This is a genomic window from Mycobacterium sp. 29Ha (assembly GCF_032883055.1).
GTDB classification, from domain to species: Bacteria; Actinomycetota; Actinomycetes; order Mycobacteriales; family Mycobacteriaceae; genus Mycobacterium; species Mycobacterium gallinarum.
In genome coordinates, this window is the sequence record NZ_JAMQTI010000047.1 from 1 (window position 1) to 20,006 (window position 20,006).

24 protein-coding genes and 1 pseudogene are annotated in these 20,006 nt (G+C 65.8%); 12 read left to right on the plus strand and 13 right to left on the minus strand.

Annotation, left to right across the window (positions count from 1 at the left end; translation table 11 throughout):
- Positions 1–539 precede the first annotated feature (539 nt).
- Together M1248_RS32485 and M1248_RS32490 are read left to right on the plus strand one after the other, a co-directional pair.
- Positions 540–983, plus strand: a complete 444-nt coding sequence (locus M1248_RS32485; protein WP_112557572.1) for an ArsR/SmtB family transcription factor — start codon at positions 540–542, stop codon at positions 981–983.
- Complete coding sequence (locus M1248_RS32490) at positions 980–2,014, plus strand: cation diffusion facilitator family transporter (RefSeq protein WP_112557571.1); 1,035 nt, start codon at positions 980–982, stop codon at positions 2,012–2,014. The genes M1248_RS32485 and M1248_RS32490 overlap by 4 nt, the downstream gene beginning before the upstream one ends.
- Positions 2,015–2,392: 378 nt before the next feature.
- Here the strand turns inward: M1248_RS32490 and M1248_RS32495 are convergent, their stop codons facing one another.
- Positions 2,393–3,103: a DUF1326 domain-containing protein gene (locus M1248_RS32495; protein ID WP_112557570.1), complete on the minus strand. Its 711-nt coding sequence runs from the start codon at positions 3,101–3,103 to the stop codon at positions 2,393–2,395.
- A gap of 304 nt (positions 3,104–3,407) precedes the next feature.
- Here M1248_RS32495 and M1248_RS32500 point away from each other — a divergent pair, with 304 nt between their 5' ends.
- The 5 genes from M1248_RS32500 (at position 3,408) to M1248_RS32520 (ending at position 6,243) form a co-directional block, all read left to right on the plus strand.
- A complete protein-coding gene (locus M1248_RS32500) occupies positions 3,408–3,713 on the plus strand; it encodes a rhodanese-like domain-containing protein (RefSeq protein ID WP_317150843.1) in 306 nt (101 codons plus the stop codon).
- Positions 3,714–4,100: 387 nt separating this feature from the next.
- Positions 4,101–4,460, plus strand: a complete 360-nt coding sequence (locus M1248_RS32505; RefSeq protein ID WP_112557568.1) for a hypothetical protein — start codon at positions 4,101–4,103, stop codon at positions 4,458–4,460.
- A gap of 273 nt (positions 4,461–4,733) precedes the next feature.
- Entirely contained in the window at positions 4,734–5,021 is a 288-nt protein-coding gene (locus tag M1248_RS32510) for an SHOCT domain-containing protein (RefSeq protein WP_112557567.1), read from the plus strand.
- 5 nt (positions 5,022–5,026) lie between these two features.
- Complete coding sequence (locus M1248_RS32515; RefSeq protein WP_112557623.1) at positions 5,027–5,731, plus strand: hypothetical protein; 705 nt, start codon at positions 5,027–5,029, stop codon at positions 5,729–5,731.
- Positions 5,732–5,820: 89 nt separating this feature from the next.
- Positions 5,821–6,243: a DUF302 domain-containing protein gene (locus tag M1248_RS32520; RefSeq protein ID WP_112557566.1), complete on the plus strand. Its 423-nt coding sequence runs from the start codon at positions 5,821–5,823 to the stop codon at positions 6,241–6,243.
- A gap of 162 nt (positions 6,244–6,405) precedes the next feature.
- Here M1248_RS32520 and M1248_RS32525 read toward each other — a convergent pair whose 3' ends face one another.
- The 3 genes from M1248_RS32525 to M1248_RS32535 all read right to left on the minus strand — a co-directional run bounded on the left by M1248_RS32525 (position 6,406) and on the right by M1248_RS32535 (position 9,164).
- Positions 6,406–6,579 (minus strand): hypothetical protein, encoded by a 174-nt coding sequence (locus tag M1248_RS32525; RefSeq protein ID WP_165827633.1) that lies wholly within the window; start codon positions 6,577–6,579, stop codon positions 6,406–6,408.
- Between the two features lie 258 nt (positions 6,580–6,837).
- Entirely contained in the window at positions 6,838–8,799 is a 1,962-nt protein-coding gene (locus tag M1248_RS32530; RefSeq protein ID WP_112557565.1) for a heavy metal translocating P-type ATPase, read from the minus strand.
- On the minus strand, positions 8,796–9,164 hold the full coding sequence (locus M1248_RS32535) for an ArsR/SmtB family transcription factor (protein WP_112557622.1): 369 nt from the start codon (positions 9,162–9,164) through the stop codon (positions 8,796–8,798). The genes M1248_RS32530 and M1248_RS32535 overlap by 4 nt, the downstream gene beginning before the upstream one ends.
- A 129-nt stretch (positions 9,165–9,293) precedes the next feature.
- Between M1248_RS32535 and M1248_RS32540 the strand changes: the two genes are divergently transcribed.
- From M1248_RS32540 to M1248_RS32560, 5 genes are all read left to right on the plus strand, one after another.
- The gene (locus M1248_RS32540) at positions 9,294–9,920 is read left to right on the plus strand and encodes a class I SAM-dependent methyltransferase (protein WP_112557621.1); all 627 of its coding nucleotides are present in this window, start codon (positions 9,294–9,296) and stop codon (positions 9,918–9,920) included.
- Positions 9,920–10,072, plus strand: a complete 153-nt coding sequence (locus M1248_RS32545; protein WP_165827634.1) for a hypothetical protein — start codon at positions 9,920–9,922, stop codon at positions 10,070–10,072. The genes M1248_RS32540 and M1248_RS32545 overlap by 1 nt, the downstream gene beginning before the upstream one ends.
- Before the next feature lie 147 nt (positions 10,073–10,219).
- Positions 10,220–10,702: a methyltransferase family protein gene (locus M1248_RS32550; protein ID WP_205844285.1), complete on the plus strand. Its 483-nt coding sequence runs from the start codon at positions 10,220–10,222 to the stop codon at positions 10,700–10,702.
- A 151-nt stretch (positions 10,703–10,853) separates the two neighbouring features.
- The gene (locus tag M1248_RS32555) at positions 10,854–11,033 is read left to right on the plus strand and encodes a hypothetical protein (RefSeq protein WP_240630874.1); all 180 of its coding nucleotides are present in this window, start codon (positions 10,854–10,856) and stop codon (positions 11,031–11,033) included.
- A complete protein-coding gene (locus M1248_RS32560) occupies positions 11,033–11,245 on the plus strand; it encodes an adenylate/guanylate cyclase domain-containing protein (protein ID WP_240630873.1) in 213 nt (70 codons plus the stop codon). The genes M1248_RS32555 and M1248_RS32560 overlap by 1 nt, the downstream gene beginning before the upstream one ends.
- 893 nt (positions 11,246–12,138) lie before the next feature.
- Here the strand turns inward: M1248_RS32560 and M1248_RS32565 are convergent.
- From M1248_RS32565 to M1248_RS32605, 9 genes and pseudogenes are all read right to left on the minus strand, one after another.
- Positions 12,139–14,418, minus strand: a complete 2,280-nt coding sequence (locus M1248_RS32565) for a heavy metal translocating P-type ATPase (RefSeq protein WP_112557620.1) — start codon at positions 14,416–14,418, stop codon at positions 12,139–12,141.
- Positions 14,419–14,537: 119 nt separating this feature from the next.
- On the minus strand, positions 14,538–14,765 hold the full coding sequence (locus M1248_RS32570) for a heavy-metal-associated domain-containing protein (RefSeq protein WP_112557619.1): 228 nt from the start codon (positions 14,763–14,765) through the stop codon (positions 14,538–14,540).
- Positions 14,766–14,932: 167 nt separating this feature from the next.
- A complete protein-coding gene (locus tag M1248_RS32575; protein ID WP_112557564.1) occupies positions 14,933–15,226 on the minus strand; it encodes a metal-sensitive transcriptional regulator in 294 nt (97 codons plus the stop codon).
- A 258-nt stretch (positions 15,227–15,484) separates the two neighbouring features.
- Positions 15,485–15,925 carry a hypothetical protein gene (locus M1248_RS32580; protein ID WP_112557563.1) on the minus strand — a complete coding sequence of 147 codons (441 nt, stop codon included), beginning with the start codon at positions 15,923–15,925 and terminating at the stop codon, positions 15,485–15,487.
- A 15-nt stretch (positions 15,926–15,940) separates the two neighbouring features.
- Complete coding sequence (locus M1248_RS32585) at positions 15,941–16,705, minus strand: DUF305 domain-containing protein (RefSeq protein WP_112557562.1); 765 nt, start codon at positions 16,703–16,705, stop codon at positions 15,941–15,943.
- A gap of 437 nt (positions 16,706–17,142) precedes the next feature.
- Entirely contained in the window at positions 17,143–17,658 is a 516-nt protein-coding gene (locus M1248_RS32590) for a pyridoxamine 5'-phosphate oxidase family protein (protein WP_240630872.1), read from the minus strand.
- Positions 17,658–17,918: an SHOCT domain-containing protein gene (locus M1248_RS32595; RefSeq protein WP_112557561.1), complete on the minus strand. Its 261-nt coding sequence runs from the start codon at positions 17,916–17,918 to the stop codon at positions 17,658–17,660. Before M1248_RS32595 ends, M1248_RS32590 begins: the two co-directional genes overlap by 1 nt.
- 88 nt (positions 17,919–18,006) lie before the next feature.
- Positions 18,007–19,256, minus strand: a pseudogene (locus M1248_RS32600) (heavy metal translocating P-type ATPase); the annotation flags it as partial.
- Positions 19,250–19,747, minus strand: coding sequence for a general stress protein (locus M1248_RS32605; protein WP_205844284.1), 498 nt, complete (start codon positions 19,745–19,747; stop codon positions 19,250–19,252). The gene M1248_RS32605 and the pseudogene M1248_RS32600, both read right to left, overlap by 7 nt.
- Between the last annotated feature and the right edge of the window lie 259 nt (positions 19,748–20,006).

Consider the following 20,006-nt stretch of genomic DNA (forward strand, 5'->3'; position numbering starts at 1 on the left):
GGCATAGCTTCCAATCCTCCTATGAAGATCGGAACAAAACCTGGGGTAGTTCAGTGGTGTACGAGTCGGACCTGATCGGCGGTACCGGCGTGTCGTAGCCGAGTGATTGAAGGTCATCGCATGATTCTTCGAGGGACCGAACAGCAACCGAAGCCGAATCCCCCGAGGGAGCGTCGTATCCGATGCCAACCCCTTAAGCAGCCGCAAAAGGTCCGGACCAGCCGCAGGGCCTCGCGTACACCGACAGCATCGGGTCTGAGCAGCAGCAGGGTGGCCACGACGCTCAACCACAACAACGCCATGCCGGCCATTACACCGAGGACCACCAGCCAGCCGTCCACGCTCGTCAATACTGTTGCCTCCCCGCCGACTTCGTCCGAGCGTCCACCCACCAGGCCCGTCTGACAGGCCGCGCTCCGGTCTGCTGACCACCCATGTCGCTGCAGGGGTGGTTCGCAGGGCCCTTCGCCGGGGCGGAAACCTTTGTCGTGGCCTGACCCCTGTCCACCATTCCGCAATGTGTATCCTACTATCTGCATATGAATGCAGACAGCGACGGCGTGTGCCGGCGGGCGCTGCCCCGCGATCAGGTGGACCTGGTGGTCGAGGTCTTCCGGATGCTGGCAGACACCACCCGAGTGCAGATCCTGTGGGCACTGGTCGACCGGGAGATGTCGGTCAACGACCTCGCCGAGCACGTCGGCAAGCCCGCCGCTTCCGTCTCACAGCATCTGGCGAAGCTGCGGATGGCGCGACTGGTTCGCACTCGCCGTGAGGGCACGACGGTCTTCTACAGCTTGGACAACGATCACATCGGACAGCTGGTCACCGACGCGGTGTTCAACGCCGAACACGCCGGCCCGGGAGTGCCGGGCCACCACCGCAGCGCCGAGGAACTACGAAGCCTGCACTCGGACAACAACACCGAATCGCGCACGGCTCCCGGCTCGGCGATGACACGACGGAAAGGACGCCGCGTATGACTCCTGACGGCGAACCGATCACCCGTGACCACGACCACCCGGCCGACCACGACCACAGTCACGGCCACGGACATCACCACGACGCGCGCGGCGGCAGAATCGGCGCCGCCCTACGGGAGGTGTTCGCCCCACACAGTCACGACGCATCGGACAGCATCGACGGAGCGCTCGAGTCCAGCGCCGCCGGCATCCGGGCGGTGAAGATCAGTCTGCTCGCGCTCGCCGCGACGTCGGTCGCGCAGGTGCTGATCGTGGTGATCTCGGGATCGGTTGCGCTACTCGCGGATACGATCCACAACTTCTCCGACGCCCTGACCGCCATTCCACTGTGGATCGCCTTCGCACTGGGCACCAAAGCCGCCACCCGGCGCTACACCTACGGTTTCGGCCGCGCCGAAGACCTCGCCGGACTATTCGTCATCGCGATGATCACGCTGTCGGCCGTCGTCGCCGGCGTCGAATCGATCCGCCGCCTCATCAACCCCGTTCCCATCCAGCACGTCGGCTGGGTCGCCGCCGCGGGACTGGTCGGGTTCATCGGCAACGAACTGGTCGCGGTCTACCGCATCCGCGTCGGTCGCCGAATCGGCTCGATCGCCCTGGTCGCCGACGGCCTCCACGCACGCACCGACGGATTCACCTCACTGGCCGTGCTTTTCGGCGCCGGAGGCGTCGCGCTGGGCTTCCCCCTCGCCGACCCCATCATCGGGCTGCTCATCACCGCCGCAATCCTCGCCGTCCTGCGCACCGCCGTCCGAGACGTGTTCCGCCGCCTCATGGACGGCGTCGACCCCACCCTCGTAGACGCCGCCGAAGCCGCGTTAGCAGCAGAACCGGGAGTCACCGCCGTCCGCACCATCAAGATGCGTTGGCTCGGGCACCGCCTGCACGCCGACGCGGAACTCGACATCGACCCGGCCACGAGCCTGGCTGACGCCCACCGCATCGCCCACGGGGCCGAACACACCCTCACTCACGTGCTGCCCAAGCTGTCTAGCGCTCTCGTACACGCCTACCCCGCCGCCCCGTAGCCGGCCCCTTCATGCGGGAGGCGCCACGGAGACCTGATGTTGCGGAGCGCGGTGGCCCCAACGGTTCGGCTGTGAGGCCATGCCGTCACACGCGAGCAGGACCGGTTCGGTGATCACGGTTTGGCCGGTCGAGGTGAGTGCAGTGATGCGCGCGGCGGTGTTGGCGAAGGGGCATGGCCCTTGGTGCTCGGCGGCCGTGCGGGATTGCGGAGGGCTGCTCGGCGAATGGCGAAACGCACGACTGGGCGCGAATCCGGCTTAGTGGCAGACACCGGTGGCTGTCGTCAAAGCCGGGCGGTGCCGCAGGACGGGCGGGTTGGCCGCCCAGGGACCGTTGTTCCCTGGGCGGCCTTCATCGGTCGTTGCGCGCCGCCATGGTCAGGCATGGCACTTGCATGACGACCCCTCACTCGTCGTGGATTCCTGCTGGCGTGCGTCACCGCCGTCGGGTCGCCAATCGAACGGAAAGTGCTTACTGGAACCGCCGCGGTACTCGTGCGACCACTGGAAGCCGACAGCATGATCGCGTTCGACGACGCCCCATGTGGCGACCTGACCGGGGCCAACCTCAGCGCCCGGTGCGTTGATTGTGGTGACCCGCCGGTTCGGATCCGACGTGGGCCCGGTCAGCGCGGCGACCCGCACATCGACCTTGGTCGGGATCTCGGCGCGCCAGTAGGCCAGATCGTCGGCGGCCTCGAAGGTGATCGGCGCGTACTCGATGTCGCGCAAATCGGCAATGAGGCTTGCGAATTCGGCTGGCCAGCCGCCTTCCTTGCCGGTGAAGATGCGCTTCAATGCCTCACGCTGGTCGGTGTCGGCGTTGTCGTCGATATAGAACATCAGCTTCATCATGGCGTTGGGGTCACCGACCCACATGTTGCCGGTGAACTCGCCGAGGGAGACGACGTTGAGTCCCGCTAGATCCACCTGATCGAAGTAGCCATCGCGGATATGCCACACGAGGGTGAACAGGCAGTCCCCGTGGGTGGGCTCTTGAGCAAAGCTGCATGGGCAGGGCAGCTTGCAGCTACACACGTCGAACCAGTCGCCGCGCAGATGCCAGTCGACGGCTGTTGTGGTTGTCATCGTTCTCTCCTATCTATACCCCCCGGGGGTACTATTACCATAGGGACGTTAGCCGTCGACGCAGTTGGGCGCAAGTACCCTCAGGGGGTATATTGCGAGTATGCGTGGATCGACCCGCCGCAGTCGCGTGGAAGCCTCTCGGCCGCAGTATCAGCAGCCGGGGCAGCCGGTAGTCCCTGCGTCTCCATCGCGATCCGTTGTCGCGACTCTCACAGCCGCTGGCTTGCTCGTGCTGCCGGCGTGCGCGTCGGGAGTTCCACCCCGGATGTCAACATCGCAAACCCAGGCCTCGAGCACCGCCCGCTTGGTCGATCCCGACGAATTCTCCGCAGTGATCGCCGAACCTGATCGGGTGACGGCAAATGTTCATGTGCCGTTCGAAGGCGATATCGCTGGCACGGACTTGTCGATTCCTTTCGATCAGATCGCGGCGCAGGCTGGTCGACTCCCAGCCGATCGCTCTACCCGGTTGGCCATCTACTGCCGGTCTGGACCGATGAGTGCAATCGCGGCTGAGACGCTCCGCGATCTCGGCTACACCGATGTTGTCGAACTTCGCGGCGGCATGCGCGCCTGGCAGACCGACGGCCGCCCGCTGATTGGTGTTTGACCACCCCTCTGGAGCGCACCGCTTATCTGTAACGGGGACGGTGAGACCGATCGCTGCCGTTGGTAGGAAGGCGAGTTACATGTGTGCTATCCGGCCGGGCCGGGTGTGCTGACCGTGCGCATGTGTAAGACGCGTGTCAGGGGCCTGGCTTGGACCCTCGCATGAACAGACATGTTGTCCATTGGGGTGGTCAACAGAAGCCAGGCGCCACCGAAGGGAGTACACGGTGAACGCTCCTGCGTAGCGTTCGTGGCGACCGCCACGATCTCCAGATCGATCCAGAGCTCGTCAGTCGATCGGTATTGCTGAGCTAGTGGTTCAGTGAAGATTCGATGAAGAACGCAACGTCTCGATTCATCGCTGGGGTGGCGTAGGCATGATCGAGTCATGACCGAAACGCCCGAATCCCGGAACGAACCGACAGCGGTGGCCACCGAGAAGGGGCGCGGGGAGCTGCCGCCTGGATCGGACCATCCCAATAGGCTCACCCAGAGCGCGGCATGGGTGGGTATCGCTGCTGGTGTCGTGTTTATCGTCGCGGTGATCTTCTTCTCCGGGTTCTTCGTCGGAAAGCAGTACGACGGCGGTCACCGCGACGGACGCGAAATGTATTGCCCCCGCGGGATGATGGAGCGCGGCGGGATGATGGGGCCCGGTCAGACGATGGGGCCCGGCGGGATGATGGGGCCCGGTCAGCAGCTATCGCCGACACCAACTCCGGCCGCGCCAACCACACCCCCGCGGTAGAGCTTTCAGCCTGTCATTCGTGCAGGTCGGTTGTGGCCAGTTCGGCGTGCAGCACGGTGAAGATGCGGTCCGACGTTTGGGGGGCCGCGTGCCACCGCAACGTCAGCAGCAAGTAGTCGCATTTGTGCTGGTGGCCGGGCGTCGGGGATTGCGTGCGGGGGCCGTTTGGGGGTGGGGACTGAGGACTATCGGCCCCTACACATCGTCGTGTCGTGGGGGCATTCTGGTGCCCAGCGTGTGATCCGGGTTCGGCGATGATAAGGAGAACGGTCGATGATGCATGGTGGCTGGATGTGGGGCGACGGCTATGGCTGGGGCGGCTGGGGCGGCTGGATCCTGATGGCGCTGGTCATGATCGTGTTTTGGGCGTTGGTGATCACCGCGATCGTGTTGGCTGTGCGCTACTTCGCGGGCGGGGGCTCCGCACAGGGCCGGGCTGGTGGCGGGCCGACCTCAACCGGTGGTCGAGCCGAGGATGTGCTGGCCGAACGCTACGCGCGTGGTGAGATCGACGACGAGGAATACCGGCGGCGTCTGACACTGATACGCGAGCATCGGTGATCAGTATGGGTGCCCACCGTCTTCGGCTGATCATCGGCATCGCGGCTGCCGCCCTGGTGCTGGGGGTGGGCAGCACGGCGGCGTTGGCGGCGTTCGCCGGGCCGGTCGGCCCGGGCCGCGCCGCACCAGCTGGTACCCCGTCTCCGTGGTCGTGCGCGGCGCCCGAGCTGACCGGCACGGTCGTCGATGTCACCCTGGCCGATATGGGCGGCATGATGATGGGCCCCGGCATGATGAGCCCAGGAATGACGGGTCCCGGGATGATGGGCCCGGGCATGATGGGGCCGGGCTGGAATCGCACCTATTCTCCGGGGGCGCCTGCTGACGGCTCGTGGCCGGGCGCGTACCCGTGGCCGGGCATGGGCATGATGCGGGTTGTCCTCAACCCCTTGACAGTGCCAGCGGGCCCGGTGTCGTTTCGGGTGCGCAACACCGGGATGATGATCCATGAGATGACGGTGCTGCCGCTGGGTCCGGGCCGCTCGCCGGGACAGCTGGGCATCGACGCCAACGGCCAGGTCGACGAGTTCGGCGCCGTGGGGCATGCCGAGCGCACCTGCGCCGAAGGCGAGGGTGATGGCATCCTGCCCGGCAGCATCGGCTGGACCACCGTCACGTTGCAGCCCGGCCGCTATGAGGTGCTGTGCAATATCGCGGGCCACTACGGGGCGGGCATGTACACCGAACTCGATGTGGTCGGCAACCGCTGATTGGTCGCGGCAACAAGGTATTTGAGTTTAGTAGCGGACGCGGTCAACCTGCCGTGTGGTCCTGCGGGAGACAAGAAGGGGATCGAGGAATGAGTATTGCGTTGTCGACTACGCTGCACACGTCGTTCGCCGACGCGGTGGATCGCACCCGGAAAGCATTGGCCGAGCAGGGGTTTGGCGTGCTCACTGAAATTGATGTGAAGGCGACATTGAGGGCCAAGCTCGGGGCCGACATGGAGGATTACCTGATCCTTGGTGCCTGCAACCCGCCGCTGGCCCATCGAGCGATCACCGTGGACCGCCAGATCGGCTTGCTGTTGCCCTGCAACGTGGTCGTGCGCGCCGACCCCGGCGCCGAGGGCACCGTGATCGTGGAGGCGATGAACCCGGGGCTGCTGGTCGAGGTGAGCGGCGAAGCCGATCTGCAACCGGTGGCCGACGACGTCACCGCAAAACTTCAGGCTGCCATCGATTCCCTCGCTGAATCGCAGGCACCTTCCGCGGCGCGGTAAGCCTCACTGCACCGCCACCGGCCCGCCAGGCGTTACATCGCATCGGTGATTGATTTCGCGCGCCGAGGGATTCGCTCTGCGGGCGCGGATGCGACGGCTCGGGGGTTGTCGCCCTAATCGTGTGTTATTCGTCGACTGCGTCTGGGTCGAAAGGCTCTACGGTCATCGCGTGCTGGGCAGCGAGAGTGAAATGAGGCGCCCGCGCTGACCGTTGAGCGGGCTGTTCGACGAAAGGTGACGGGTGAGCAGCATGTTCACCAGACGCGCAACGATCACCGGTGTGGCCATCGCCGCGCTGGCGACCTCGCTTCCGGGCGCGGGGCTAAGTGCCGGCACTTCAACCGCTTTCGCCCAACCCGCGGGTGGCGTCTCATTGACCAGCGGGCCGTATCCGGCCCAGCCATGGGACCCCAATTGTTGGTGGCCTGACGGCAGCTGGAACCCTGACTGCGGGCCAGCACCCACGTGGGGGCCGGGCACGGGCCCTGGACAGTGGGGACCGGGCATGATGGGCCCTGGACCGTACGGGCCGGGGTGATGGGTCCAGGGTCGTGGGGGCCGGGCATGATGGGCGGCTACTAACGCCGCGAAACCTCACCCGAGGGCGGTGGGGGTCAACACCTTCCGGTGGCTGCCGGTGGGGATCTGGATCGCAGTGGTGCGTCCGGCGCGCACACCGTTGGCGATGACGATGACCTCGGCCAGTTCGTGCACCAGCACGACGGCGGCCAGGCCGAGCACCCCGGACAGTGCCAGCGGGATCAGCGCGGTGATCAAAGCGAGCGACAGGCCGATGTTCTGCCACATGATGCGTCGGGCCCGGCGGGCATGGGTGAACGCGTGGGTGAGGTGGCGCAGGTCTTCACCCATGAGCGCGATGTCGGCGGTCTCGATGGCCACATCGGTGCCCATCGCTCCCATCGCGATGCCCAAGTCGGCGGTGGCCAGCGCGGGTGCGTCGTTGACGCCGTCGCCGACCATCGCCGTTGGGTATTGGGCACGCAGCTTTGTGATCAGCGCGGCCTTGTCCTCGGGACGCAGTTCGGCATGCACCACGTCGATGCCGACCTCCTGGGCCAGTGCGGCGGCGGTGGCGTGGTTGTCGCCGGTGAGCACCACCACCTGGTAGCCATCACGACGCAGCTGCTCGACGACCTGGCGGGCTTCGGGGCGCAGTTCGTCACGCACCGCGATGGCGCCGATGAGCTGGTCGTCGTCTTCGACCAGCACCGCGGTCGCGCCGGCCTGCTGCATCTGCTCCACCTGCGCGGACAGCGATGCGGGGTTGATCCAGCCCGGCCGGCCCAGCCGGAGAGCGTGTCCGTCGCGGTGGCCGATCAGCCCGGCGCCGGGCACCGCCTGCACCCCGCTGGCGGGGGCGACCTGACCGGCGGCGGCCAGGATGGCCGCTGCGAGGGGATGTTCGCTGCGGCCCTCCAGCGCGGCCGCCATGTCGAGCACCTGGTCGCGGGTGGCGCCGTTGGTGGTGGCGATGTCGATGACGGCGGGCCGGTTCGCGGTCAGCGTGCCGGTCTTGTCCAACGCCACCGCTCGGATTGCGCCGAGCGCCTCCAGGGCGGCGCCGCCCTTGACGAGCACACCGAGCTTGCTGGCCGCGCCGATCGCGGCGACCACGGTCACCGGCACCGAGATCGCCAGCGCACACGGTGAGGCCGCCACCAGCACCACCAGGGCCCGCTCGATCCAGGTCGTCGGGTCACCGAACACGCTGCCCACCACGGCGATGACCGCGGCGGTGATCATGATGGCGGGTACCAGGGGTTTGGCGATGCGGTCGGCCAGCCGCTGAGAGGCGCCCTTGCGGGCTTGCTCGGCCTCCACGATCCGCACGATCCTCGCCAGCGAGTTGTCGGCGGCGGTGGTGGTGACCTCGATGGCCAGTACGCCGGTGCCGTTGATCGACCCGGCGAACACCTCGTCGCCGGGTCCGGCCTCGATGGGCATCGACTCGCCGGTGATCGCCGACACGTCCAGCGCGGTGTGCCCCTCGGCGATGATCCCGTCGGTGGCGATCCGCTCACCGGGTTTGACCAGCATCCGGTCGCCGACCGCCAGTTCGGTTGGGGCGACGACGATTTCGGCGCCCTCGCGCACGATGGTGGCCTGGACGGGTGCCAGTGACAGCAGCGCGCGCAGGCCGCGGCGGGTGCGCGCCAGCGCGTATTCCTCCAGGCCCTCGCTGATGGAGAACAGGAACGCCAGCATGGCAGCCTCGCCGACCTCGCCGAGAATCACCGCACCGACCGCGGCGATGGTCATCAGCGTGCCCACCCCGATCTGGCCGCGCACCAGCCGGTGCAGCGTCGAGGGGACGAACGTGAACGCCGCCACCGCCAGCGCCGCCGCATATAACACCAGTTCCACCGGCGCGGGCCCGTCGGTCCAGCCAACCAGGTAGCCGGCCAGCAGCAGCACCCCGGCCACCGCGGCGGCGCGCAGCTCGACGACCTGCCACAGCCGTTCGGGTTCGCCCTCGACCTCGTCGCCCTCGCCGGGGCGGGGTTGGTCGTGGCCGCAGCCGCAGGCCTCAGTCATCGGGCCGTCTCCCCAGCCGTGGGGTGCCCGTAGTTCGGGCACAGCGCGACCGCGCTGCCGGTGGCCTCCAGCACCGTCTCAGCCGCCATAAACAAGTCCAGCAGCTCGACGCAGGTGAGCCGATACACCGACGCCCGGCCTTGGGGCCGGTAGTCGACCAGCCCGCAGTCGCGCAGACACGCCAGATGCGCCGACACCGTGGACTGGGCCAACCCCAACTCGGTGGTCAGATCCACCACCCGCGCCTCCCCGAGCGCCAGCCGACGCAGGATCGCCAACCGGGTCGCATCCGACAGGCTGTGAAACAACGCCGTCGCCGCATCCAACGACACCGGCTCCGCCGTCACCGGCTCACCGCTTTTCATCGCCACCTGACGATGATAACGTTCAACCATATTGATCGGGCAAATCCGACAATATCGATTGAACACGATACCGCTGCAGTCGGTTGGGCGAGGAGACGCGAGGCACACCGTGGGAACGACACCATGTTGATGAACCGGGCCGAGACCGCGCTGGTGACCTCGCCGCCGCGGCGGTGGCTGCAATCCTGCTATGAGGTGCCGGTGCTGCTGCGGTTCGGCGGCCGGCTGCTCCCGGGATCGCGGGCGCTGGAGATCGGCTGCGGCTCCGGATACGGCTCGCAGCTGATCGTGGAGCGATTCGGTGCCGCCACGGTCGACGCCGTGGACCTCGACCCGGTGATGATCGGCCGGGCCGGGCGGCGCCTGGCCCGCTACGGCGATCGGGTTCGGCTGGCCCAAGGCAGTGCCACCGACCTGCGCACCGCGTTGGATGCCGCAGACGGCAGCTATGACGCGGTGTTCGACTTTGGGATCGTGCACCACATCCCGCACTGGCGCACCGCGCTGGCCGAGGTGACCCGGGTGCTGAGACCGGGAGGCCGGTTCTACTTCGAAGAAGTCACCGCCCACGCCCTGGCCCGGCCCACCTACCAACGGCTGTTCGACCACCCCACCGAAGACCGGTTTGCCGCCGAACAGTTCCTTGACGAACTCACTGGGCGCGATCTGGTGGTGCTCGGATCGATCACCCGCATCCACGGCGATTATCTGCTCGGCGTGGCCGCCAAACCGGTCCCGGCCGGGGGTGAGGCGTGATGGCCATCGCCGCCTTGGTGATCTTCGCGGCGATGATGCTGCTCGACGGCGCACTGCGCCGGCACATCCAACTGGGCCGCACCGGCGACAGCGGCAACCGGCGCACCTGGCGCCCCGATCGCTCGCTGGAGTGGTGGGCGCGCTGGCGGTGACCGACCTCGGCTGGCTGCTCGTCGGTGTCGGCGCGCCGATCGCCGACCTGGCCGGCCTACCGCCGCTGGTTGTCCTGAACCAGCCGGTGATGCGCGGTCTGGGAGTCGCCATCGCGATGCTGGGGCTGCTCTGCGGCTTCGGCGCAGATGTCCCTCGGCGATTCATGGCGGATCAGCCTCGACCAGAGCGAGCGCACGGGCCTGGTCACCAACGGCGCCTACAGGGTGGTGCGCAACCCGATCTTCGCGGCGTTCCTCGTCGCATTCCTCGGCTTGGCGCTGATGGTGCCCAACCCGGTCGCCCTCGCGGGGCATCGTGATCACCGTGATCGGAATCCAGGTGCAGGTGCGCCTGGTCGAGGAGCCCCACCTACGCCGTGTCCAGGCGCGGCCTACACCGACTACGCCTCGCGGGTGGGCGTTTCCTGCCCGGGATCGGCCGCCTACAACCCGAACGTGCGCACCGGAGTTGACCATGTGGCACGCAGCCGCAACCGGGAATCCGGAAACCCGTTGGGGCACAGCCGGATTCGTCCGCGTTCAGCCCCCTGCACACCACACCACACACCACGAGAAGCCAAGGAGGTGACCCGAGATGATCGACAAGCCATTGCCCTGCCGCTGCGATGACCCCAGCTGCCCGCCATGGGTATGCGGACACCAATGCTGCTGACCGCCTGCTGCTGGTGGCGAGTCAACGCTTGCCACCAGCATGGCGGCCGGTTGACCCGGGCGAATCGCGGACATCTGCACTTCACGGGCACGACCAAAGGAACCACCCATGACCGTCAACGACACCGCCGACGCGACATTCGCGTTCGTCGACCTCGCAGGATTTGTCGTGCTGACCGAAATCTGCGGAGACCGGCAAGCGGCTCGCCTGGCCGGGCGCCTTTCCGACCTGCCCGCCAGGCGGCCCGGCCGCGCGTCACTATCGTCGAGACCATCGATGATGCGGTGATGCTGCGAGCGGACACGCCGGAGCCGATGGTCGCGACCGTTCTCGACCTCGCCGACCGTGCGGCCGATGAAGACCGATTCCTCGCGCTGCGCGCCGGCATCCACCACGGCAGCGCCGTGCACCGCATCGGCGACTACTTCGGCCACGCCGTCAACCTGGCCGCCCGCGTCACCGCGCTCGCCAGCGCGGGGCAAGCCGTGGTGACCAAATAGATCCAGGACACGTGCACCGGTCTGGGAGTTTACGCAGAGCCGCTGGGCCCCCCGGCATTTACGCAAACATCGCGACACCGGTGAAGCTGTATGCCGTGGCGCTCACCGCATCGCGCTATCCGGTTGACCGCCCGTCTGCCACGTGCGCGTTGATGCCAGCGCGGCGCCGAGCCGACCGCGCCACAACAACGGCGATAGTGGTTCTGCTCGCCCGAATGCGCCCAGCGATTCGCCGCAGCACCAACTCAACACACGCGCGAGCCCGAAGATCGGCACCGGTAACGTTGCCCGCTTCGATGCGGCTTTGCGAAGAAACTTGCTGCTCAACGCATTTGGGCGTTAGCGGGCCTGAGGGGCGTCGCGCCGCGGTTAGTGGTCGTAGGGGCCATCTGCCGTCGGCGATTGGGGATTGGGGGTCAAATCGAAAGCGAGCCTCGTCGGGGTTGGTGCCCAGTGCTCGAACGATCTCGGTCCAGCCGTGGCCGTTGGCGCGGGCGTCGTGGACCAGGTGGGGCAACCATCTTTCGGCTTGCTCGATGAGACTGGCGATCAGCGCGATGCTGGCCAGGTCATCGCCGAGCCAGACTCCCCGGCGATCGGCCAGCGCGGCGACGGCGTCGTCGATGAGGGTCGTAGGTGTCCTCGCCGCTGCGCGGATCCGGAGTGATCACCGTTTCACGGCACGTGCAGCGGGCAGCACGACACTGATGTCGCGGTACCGTAAACAAGCTCGTCGATGTCACGGTTGCCTGACATCGAAGCCGGTGAAGTGCGTAAGCAAGCTCCCATCGCACTTTTCCGATATCGCTGTTATGTTATGCGGTGTACCAACGGGATTAGTCAGCCCACAACTGTGGACCAATGTCTGGTATCCATGAACAGTTTCTGCTACTTCAAATGACAGCTTGGTTCGGGGCCCCTGGTGCTGTTGCCTCGGTGTTCACCGCGGATGAGGGTTGATGGGAGGCGTGGCTGGCGAAGCGGCGCAGGCGCAGACTGTTGCTGACCACGAAAACGGAGCTGAACGCCATTGCGGCGCCGGCGATGAGCGGGTTGAGCAACCCGAGTGCGGCCAGCGGCAGGGCGGCGATGTTGTAGGCGAACGCCCAGAACAGATTTCCCTTGATCGTCTTGAGCGTCGAGCGGGACAGCCGGATGGCATCTGCGCCGGCGCGAAGATCACCGCCGACCAATGTCAGGTCAGAGGCCTCGATGGCGACGTCGGTGCCTGTGCCCATGGCTAGGCCCAGATCGGCCTGCACCAGCGCGGCGGCGTCGTTGACTCCGTCGCCGACCATGGCGACAGTGCGCCCCTGCGCTTGCAGGTCTTTCACCGCGTCGAGCTTGTCGGCTGGTAGCACCTCGGCGATCACATCTCGCGGGTCGATGCCGACCCGCGCGGCCACCGCGTGTGCGGCGCGCCGGTTGTCCCCGGTCAACAGAACCGGGCGCAGACCAAGCCGGCGGAACTGGCCGACCGCGGCAGCCGAGGTCGACTTTATTGTGTCGGCGACGACAATCACTCCGCGGATCGCCCCGTCCCAGCCCACCCAGACCGGGGTCTGGCCCTGTGTTTCGGCTTGCTCCGCGGCGTCGACGAGGTCGTCGGGGGCGGTCAGCGACCACTGTTCCGTGAGGCAGCCGCGGCGCCCGACCAACATGGCGCGCCCAGCGACGACGCCACTGACACCCAATCCGTCGTGGTTGGTGAACCCGTCGACAGACGGCAGCGCGTCACCGTTGGCGGCGGCACTCGCGACGATCGCTTGGGCGATCGGGTGTTGCGAAGCGTTCTCCAAGGCCCCGGCAAGTGTCAGCACCTGCGCGGCGTCCTCGCCGACACCCGGGTACACGGCGATCAGGCTCATCCGGCCGGTGGTGACGGTGCCGGTCTTGTCCAGCACGATGGTGTCGACGCGGCGAGTGGACTCGAGGACCTGCGGTCCCTTGATCAAAATACCGAGCTGGGCGCCTCGGCCGGTGCCGACCAGCAGCGCGGTGGGGGTGGCCAGCCCCAGGGCGCACGGGCAGGCGATGATCAGGACGGCGACCGCGGCGGTAAACGCCGCCGCCGTATGCCCGGCCAGCAGCCACACACCCATGGTGATCAGGGACAACGCTATGACGATCGGGACGAAGATCGCCGAGACCCGGTCAGCCAAGCGCTGCACAGGGGCCTTTCCGTTCTGGGCGTCGGCGACCAGTCGCGCCATCTGCGCCAGCTGGGTGTCGGCGCCGATCCGGGTGGCGCGCACCAACAATCGTCCGCCGACGTTGACGGTCGCCCCGATGACCCGATCTCCCGGTCGCACCTCGATTGGCACCGATTCCCCGGTGAGCATCGAGGCGTCCACCGCCGAATCGCCCTCGGTAACAACACCGTCGGTCGCAACCTTCTCCCCCGGACGCACGACGAAGATATCCCCCAAGGCCAACTGGGCAGTGGGGATCCGGGTCTCGGCGCCGCCTCGCAACACCGCGACATCCTTGGCCCCCATGTCCATCAGCGCCCGCAGCGCCGCGCCCGAACGCGTCTTCGCGCGTGCCTCGAAATAACGCCCGGCCAAGATGAACACGGTGAGCGCGGAGGCGACCTCAAGGTAGATGTGGTCGGCGCCCCCGCCCGTGGCCGGGAACAGGCTGAACGTCATCCGCATGCCGGGCATGCCGGCATGTCCCAAGAACAGTGCCCACAGCGACCACAGATAGGCTGCAGTGACACCCAGGGAGATCAGCGTGTCCATGGTGGCTGCGCCGTGGCGGGCGTTGACCCAGGCCGCCTGATGGAACGGCAACGCTCCCCAGACCACGACGGGCGACGCCAAGGTCAGAGCGAGCCATTGCCAGTTCGTGAACTGCAGCGGCGGAATCATCGACAGGACCACGACCGGCACGGTCAACACCAGCGAGATCAGCAGTCGGGTCCGCAACGAGGCGGCCTCGTCGGATTCTGCTGCCGTGGTTTCGACGTCTTCACCGCCGGCGGCCACCGAGGGTGGCGGTGCGGCAGCGGTGTAGCCGGCGGCCGCCACGGCGGCGATCAGTTGTGCGATATCGATCGATCCGCGATAGGTGACTTTGGCCTTTTCGGTGGCGTAGTTGACGCTGGCGCTGATCCCGTCGAGCTTGTTCAGCTTCTTCTCGACCCGGGCGGCACACGAAGCGCAGGTCATCCCGCCGATCGACAACTCGACGCTGCGCGGCTCATCGAGCGCGGCCGCGTGATCGGTGGTGCTCACGTGCTGTTGTCTCCTACAGTCGACCCGCTTGCGGAGCGCGGTGCGGTGTTGGTTTAGGAAGTGGCCAGGTGGTAGTCGCCGGCCTCGTGCAGCGCGGCGTGCACCTGATCGATGTCGAGCGAGGTGTCGCTGGTGATGGTGACTGTCGAGGTGCCTGCGGGCACCAGGTCCACGCTCACACCGGTGACGCCGGGCAATACGGTGAGTTCCTCGGTGACCGCGCCGACGCAGTGACCGCAGGTCATCCCGGTGACGGGGTAGCTGGCGGTGGTGGTGCTCATGTCGTTCTCCTGCACGGGTGTGGTTGGGATGGATAGAGCAGTCTGTTGCCGGCCGCAGCAACCGCATCCGGCGGTTGCGGGCTCGGCCAGTGGCAGCGGGGAGGTGAGATTCGGTTTCATCGGCTCATTTCGTCGGTAATAGGGGTCGTTCAGTAGGTGGGGTCTGTTCATGAGCGCACGAGACGGGCGATGGCCGCGGAAGCGTCGGTGAGCCGCTGCTGGGCCGCATCGCCGCCTTCCTGGACGGCGTGGCTGACGCAGTGGTTCAGATGTTCGTCGAGCAGCATCAACGCCACCGATTGCAGCGCCTTGGTGGCAGCCGAGATCTGGGTGAGTATGTCAACGCAGTAGGCGTCTTCCTCGATCATCCTCGCCACACCGCGCACTTGACCCTCTATGCGGCGCAACCGCTTCAAATAGCCGTCTTTGGACTGCAGGTAACCGAGCGCCGTCGTGTCCACGACTAGGACTCCTCTCACTTACCCCATAGGGGTGCTTGCGCACTATACCCCTAGGGGGTATACAAGTGTCAAGGGGATGGGAAGCGGATTCGAGACCCTCGGCGTCAGAATCGTCCGTCCGCGCAGCGAACTGCGTGATATCCATTTGGCGGGTTGTCAACTCGCGAAGCGGCCGTGTTCGGGCACCAGGCGGTTGCAAAGGGCATTGGTGCGCGAACTGGGTCGGCCCGTCGGCACGCGAAGGGTAGCCGCCCGGTGTCAGTGGTCATGGTCGAACACGACAAGAGTGTCGGCCAGATTGCCGTCGATAAAATACGCCCGGCACACGAAGGGGTCGTGCAGGGTTCCGCCGACCTCGCTCGGGGCCTCGACAATGCCTTCCACATTCCGAACGGTGATGCGAGAGTGGTCGACGCCGTAGAGGGGCCCCCCTTCCAACGACGAGAACAAGTCCCTCACCTCCGGATCAAGTTGCGCGCTCGTCACGGTGATGTCGGAAAGCCTCGCTGTCGATGGTGACGCTAGCCTCGCTACGACATCACGCTCACACCGCTCCTGTGCCGCACGCGCAGACGCGTTCACGACTGTCGAGTTGATGAGCCCGAAACCCCACGTGCTTATGGCGATCACAACCAGGGTTGCACCACATATCGCAGCGGCTGCAAGAAGCAGCACGCGTATCCTTCTCTGAGCCGCCATGCAGTCCGACTCTGTCTACAGCGAGGACAGAATCGACTTCATCGTGTCGATCTCCTTCTGCTGGCTGCTAGTGATCGACTTGGCCATCTCCACCGCCGCCTGGTACTGGCCGTTCTCGACCTCGTTCTGCGCCATATCGATCGCGCCCTGGTGATGGGCGATCATTTGTGTGAGAAACAATTTGCTCGCTTCTACGCCTTGCGCGTTCTTCAGGCTGTCCATATCGGCCTGCGACATCATTCCCATACCCGGCATGCTGTTTGCGCCGGGCGACATCGACCCGCTAGGCATCATCGAGTTGCCGGGCATGCTGCTGGAACCGGGCATGTCACCATGATGGGCTCCACCGCCATCACCGGGCGTCCCGCTAGCGCTGGGCATCGAATGACTTGGCATCCCAGGCATGTTGCTGGAGCCAGGCATGTCCATCCGGGGCATCGTGGTGGGCATCCCCCAGGCACTAAGCCAGCCCTTGAGTTGTTCGATTTCGGGCGTTTGAGCGTCCTTGATTTGCTTGGCAAGGTCGGTGACCCGCGGGTCAATGCCTTGCTTGCCGAGGATTATGTCACTCATCTCAATGGCCTGCTGATGATGCGGAATCATGTGCTGGGCGAACATCGCATCGGCGTTGTTGTGTGCTTGAGCCTCGGCGGGCATCGAGGTAGATGCCGCGGGCGTCGAAGGCCCCGATTGTTCAGTGGCGGTGTTACTACAGGCCCCGACAGCGAGAAGTGCACTCACGGCGGCCGCCCCCGCCACCACTGTGTGGATCGATTTCATTTTAAAAGCTCCTTTTCCTATCCAGCGCACCGGTCGTCGTCATACCTGCCGTTGGTCATCACAAGTCTCGACGTCCTCGCTCTGGCTCGGCTAGCGGTTTCTTGAAGATTCGGTAAAGGCCGGTCATGCCAGCGGTCGTGAGTGCATAGCGGCTGCGCGCCGCAGGACATCCTAGCCGCTGGTGGTACTCAGATTCGTCGACTCGCCGTGCGAAGCTGCACGCCAAGGCTCGACGGGGTAATCGACGGGCCCCGATGACCCAAGCGACGGCGAAGTCTCCACCGTGACGACCACGAGCGCACGCCCGGCGACGCACACATGTAAGCCTTGCCCCGATCCGCGACGACAACTAGCAGCCCTTCTTGGCACTTGCATCTCGATGACGCGCCAGTATTGGAAGACTCGGTCGCGGTATCTCGCCAAGCAACGTTGTCCGCCTATCGACCTGCGGGTAGCTGTGTCCGTCCGGCCGCTTGGCGCGGTCGTCGCAGTATGTCGAGGGCTGACAGCCCAATGCCGTAACTGAATATCGTTTTGTTCGGCTGGATCGCGATGAAACACATCTGACCGCCCTGGCTGACTATGCGCTGTTCTGCAGCAAGGATCCGACGATGGAACCATGATTTTTGAAAGGCGCCGATTGCAGCGGTGTCGTTAGCCTCCAATATCGTTGCTAAACCCTGAAATTGGACGGCACTCGGCGGGAACACCGGTAACCGGTGAGGCACCGGGATGACGAACGCCACTTCTGGATGCTCGCGGATGTGGTGCACTTTGGCTGTGGTGCTTCTAGTGGTGACGAAGAGCGTCAACGGCTGATCGGGCGGTGACACGGCGTAGATCACGGCGGTGGCGTGAGGCGCTCCCCGTCGGTCCATTGTCGACAACGTGCCGAAGGTGCGTCGTCGGACGGCCCGGTCGATTTCGTCGAAGCCGTTGTCTTTGATGATCACTATGGTGTTGTTCGAGGGGCACCCCGCAGAACCTGCAGGCGGTCGTGGTACTCCGCTTCAGTGATCTCGCCGCCGGCGAATCGTGCGGCAAGAAGTTGTTCGGCGGAGAGTGGACGTCGGATTGGCTGGGTCGCGTCGCCGGCGGCGAGTTTGATCAGTAGTACGATCCCGCCGACCAACAACGCCCAGAACAACACCATTCCGATGCCCATGGCGGCGTATCCCCACCATCCCATGCCGTCGCCGTACCAAATCATCACGGCAATACCTCCTCGTGAACGTCGGCTGCTCCTGCAGCGCCTTACTACGATGGTTGAGACGCAGAGACGCCGACAGAGGCGTATGCAATCAACTCGAGGGCCTTTGGACCCTCGCGCAGAAGTCCGGTTCCAACGCGCTCGTCATGCGTGCGGGCGCGGGATCCGGTGCTGTCGCGGGCAGGCTCAGCCGCTAGCAAGACAGCGACGATCACGCTGGATCCGGACATGGACAAAGCGGCGATCTCTGGGCGCAAGACGAGCCCGAATGCAGGCTGAAACGCTCCCGCGGCAATAGGGATCGCGATGACGTTGTAGCCGACTGCCTACCCAAGGTTTTGTCGCATCTTTCGCATCGTGCCACCGCCGATACGGACGGCGATGGGTACATCGAGCGGATCGGCGCGCATGAGCACCAGGTCGGCAGTCTCGATGGCGACATCGGTGCCGGCACCAATCGCCACACCGAGATCGGCTTGAGCCAGGGCAGGTGCGTCGTTGACTCCGTAACCGACCATGGCGACCTTTCGACCGTCTCGCTGTAGTTCGGCGATTTGGGCGGCTTTGTCCTCAGGCAGCACGTCGGCTATGACCGTGTCGATACCCAGTTGCGAAGCGATCCGTCTGGCGGTCGCCTCGTTGTCGCCGCTGAGCATGACGACCTGTGCTCCGAGGTCGTGGAGAGCGGCGACCGCGCAGCTGATGTTGGTCGGGCCGCGTCTGCTAGCGCGATTACCCCGACACCGCGACCGTCCACTGCGACCAGTACGGCGGTGCGGCCGCTGGATGCCAGTTCGTCACGTCGGTCCATTAGCGCACCGAACTCGACGCCTTGCTCGATCATGAGCTTGCGATTGCCGACGGCGACCACGTGTCCGGCCACGTCAGCGGTGGCTCCATGTCCGGGCACGCTGCTTCGAAAGTTGTTGAGCGGCAGTGACGTAGCGCCTTGCTCGGTGGCATAGCGCACGATCGCCGCTGCCAGTAAATGTTCAGATTCCGTCTCCACCGCCGCCACCAGCGCCGGGAGTTCGTCCTCGGCGATGCCTTCGACGACGGCGTCGGTGACCTCTGGTTCACCCTTAGTCAAGGTGCCGGTGTTGTCCATGACGACGGTGTCGATGCGTGCTGAGGTCTCCAGTGCGGTAGCGTTTTTGAACAGGACACCGCGCTTGCGCCAAGTCCTGTGCCGACCATGATCGCTGGTGGCCAAGCCGAGCGCGTCAGGCACGTGATAACCACCACGGTAATGGCGAACAGCCTCGCGGTTTGCACGCTGGCGCCGACGGCCCACCACACCGCGAAGGTGGCGAGCCAGAGCGCCGCCAGCGTCGTCAGCCTCGCATGGTGGCCAGCAGCTGAGCGGCCTGCTCGGCGAACGCCGGCGTGCACACCACGTCGTAACGCTCAGCGGCCAGCGTCGACATCGACGTGAAATCTCGCCGGCCACCGGTCGCCCAGTGCTCGACGAACCCGAAAATCGCCCCCCAGACGGTGCCGATGAGCAAGCCAGCCACCATAACGCCGAACCAGGCGGTGCCAACGGCAAACATCCCCAACAGCAGCCCAATCAACAGGCCCCACCAGGCTCCGCTCGACGCGCCCGTGAGCGCGGCGCGGCCCTTGGTCAGGCGGCCGATGACGGCTTCCACGGTGGTCACATCGTGACCGAGGATTCGGAGGTTCTCCACCGGGAATTCTGAATCGGACATGAAGTCGACCGCGCGCTGAGCTTGCGCGTAGTCGCGGTAGCTGGCTATCACCCGGTACTCGGAGCTAGCGGTAGCCCCGCTGGTCGTGCCGGTGAATGGTTGATCGGAAGATGTGTCCATGGTGCTCCTATGGTGAGACCGGTTGGCATCGAGATTCGCCGCCAGATGCCGACGGGTCAGCCCTGGCTAACCGGCCCGGCGCCGAGTCGGCCGACAAACTGTCCACACGCTGTCCGTCTCCGCATACTACTAAATAGCTTAGTAGTATGCGGAACGTCTACTGAGTCGCTTAGTAGAATTGTCGGCCCTCTGGTAAAGCCCGGGTGACGGGGACCCGTTTGGTGGTCCAGTCGCTATGCGACTTTCGGTTGGTGGGCCG